Genomic DNA, 2,217 nt, shown 5'->3' with positions numbered 1-2,217 from the left:
GACATCCGGTGGCGGCCCCGGCGTGTTCTGGGCGCTACGCGCCCGGCGGGAGCGGCCCGCCCAGCCTGACGGCCCGTTTGAGGAAGACGATGCCGTCGATCACGCCGAGCCGGGCCGGGTCCAGCGGGAAGTAGGCGAAGTCGCGGGAGACGCGCGGGGCGGCCTCCGGCACGGCCTCGGCCAGGCGGCGGGCGTCGACGACGGAGCGGTCCCACGGGAGCGAGGACAGGACGCCCTCGACGGTGTCCGGGGGCGGGGCGTCGTCACCGGCCGTGCCGAAGGCCGAGGCCAGGAAGGCGTACCGGTCGCCCAGGTGCATCGCGGCGATCGCCCCCGCGCTCCACCACGCCAGCACCTGGTCGCCGAACGACATGAGGCTCCTGGTCCGCTGCAGGTGGAGGTTGTGGGCGAAGACCAGGGCCGGGCCGCGTTCGGCGACGGCGCGCAGGTTGGCGGCCATCATCGCGTCCCGCAGGGCCGACAGCGTGGCGATCCGGGCCGGGGACGTGTCGGCCATCCCGTGGTGGTAGCGGAGCAGGCCGACGGCGGTGCGCCCGTACAGCGCGGCCCGCTCCCTGTCCTGCGCGCTCAGCCCCGGCGCCTGCGTCTCCAGCAGCGCCACCAGGTCGTCGGCGATCAGCCGGAGCCGCCGGGCGTCGGCGGACCGGCCGATCGACCGGGACGGGTCCATGACCGCGGCCTCGTCCGACCACCGGTCGTCGGGGCCCAGCAGCGCGTCGAGGGTCTCCGGCGTGCACGGGAGCGGGCCGTCGAGGAGACCGTAGAGGCCGGTGAGCGCCTGGCGCGGGCTCGCCGCCCAGTACTCCAGCGGTCCGTCGAACCCGAAGAAGCGGAGCTTCTCGTCGTGCTCCTCGTTGTAGGCCCGCATCCAGCGCACGAGCTCGCGGTTGGCCGGGGAGGCGCCGAAGCCGTGGCTGAAGCCGCGTTCCATGACGTCGTCGAGGGTGCCCGCGCCCGCCGTGATGTGCTCGTCGACCACGAGGCCCATGAGGCAGTCGCTCTCGATGGCGAACGACCGGTAGCCCTCGTGCTCGACCAGATGCCGGAAGATCTCGTTGCGCGCCTCGCCCAGCTCCTCCACGAAGTGCCTGGCCTCGCCCAGGCCGAGCAGCAGGGGCGCGGCGGGAAGCGACCGGAGGAACGCCGATACGCCCGCGCCGTCGAGCGGCCGGGCCATGTCCCTGATATCCATTCCTTCAACGGTATCGTTGAACATTCGGTGTAAACTTTTCCGGAGAAATCCCCGCGTTCATCGCGGCAGACCTTCAATCGGTGATGCACCCATGAGGCCGGTGGACCTGGCACGCGAGCACGGCCTGTCCACCCAGGCGATCAGGAACTACGAGGACGCCGGCGTCCTGCCCGCCGCCGGACGCACCGCCCACGGCTACCGCACCTACACGCCGCTGCACGCGCAGGCCCTGCGCGCGTTCCTCGCCCTCGTGCCCGGACACGGTCACCGTACGGCCACGTCGATCATGCAGGCGGTCAACCGGGGCGCCACCGAGGACGCGCTGCGGCTCATCGACGAGAGCCATGGCCGGCTCCTCGACGACCGCCGCACCCTCCAGGCCGTCGAAGCCGCGCTCCGCGATCTGGCGCCCGTGCCGCCGGAGCGCGGCGAGACGTTCATCGGCCCCCTGGCAAGGAGGCTCGGCATCCGCCCCGCCACCCTGCGCAAATGGGAGGACGCCGGGCTGGTCCGGCCGCGCCGCGACCCGCGGACGGGCTATCGGATCTACAGCGCGGCCGACGTGCGGGACGTCCGGCTGGTCCACCAGCTCAGGCGGGGCGGCTACCTGCTGGAGCAGATCGCCCCGCTGATCGCCCAGGTCCGCTCCGCCGGAGGGGTCGCCCCGCTGGAGTCGGCCCTGCGCGACTGGCAGGCCCGCCTGTCCGCCCGGGGCCGCGCCATGCTCAGGGGCTCGGCGGAGCTCGACGCCTACCTCCGCGCCCGCGAGCCCTGAGGCAGGGCCGAGGCACGCGGCGCCGATCCGCCGGATCCGGCGGCCGCGTTGCGGTCCTGCCTCTCCCCGCACACCCGGCGGAGGCCTCCCATCCCTGCACACCCGGCGGAGGCTTCCCGCACACCCGGCGGAGGCGGGACCGCAGCCCTTCCCGCGTCTTCGACGGGCCCGGATCCGGCCGGTCGTGGCGTGCTGGATCCCCTGCGGTGCCGGGACTTTAGGGTTTGCG

Annotated in this window: 2 protein-coding genes; one reads left to right on the top strand and one right to left on the bottom strand. The window is 73.9% G+C overall.

Annotation, left to right across the window (positions count from 1 at the left end; all coding sequences use genetic code 11):
• Window positions 1-34: 34 nt before the first annotated feature.
• Entirely contained in the window at window positions 35-1,213 is a 1,179-nt protein-coding gene (locus ABD823_RS34260) for an erythromycin esterase family protein (RefSeq protein WP_344867086.1), read from the bottom strand.
• Window positions 1,214-1,304: 91 nt separating this feature from the next.
• Here ABD823_RS34260 and ABD823_RS34255 point away from each other — a divergent pair, with 91 nt between their 5' ends.
• Window positions 1,305-1,988, top strand: a complete 684-nt coding sequence (locus tag ABD823_RS34255) for a TioE family transcriptional regulator (RefSeq protein ID WP_344867083.1) — start codon at window positions 1,305-1,307, stop codon at window positions 1,986-1,988.
• The last annotated feature ends 229 nt before the right edge of the window (window positions 1,989-2,217 follow it).

The sequence above is a fragment of the Planomonospora alba genome (assembly GCF_039534085.1).
GTDB lineage: Bacteria > Actinomycetota > Actinomycetes > Streptosporangiales > Streptosporangiaceae > Planomonospora_B > Planomonospora_B alba.
This window is presented reverse-complemented; position numbering and strand designations above follow the sequence as displayed.

Coding starts and splice junctions, on each gene's coding strand:
- ABD823_RS34260 (WP_344867086.1), bottom strand. CDS start 1,213: ATGGATATCAGGGACATGGCCCGGCCGCTCGACGGCGCGGGCGTATCG.
- ABD823_RS34255 (WP_344867083.1), top strand. CDS start 1,305: ATGAGGCCGGTGGACCTGGCACGCGAGCACGGCCTGTCCACCCAGGCG.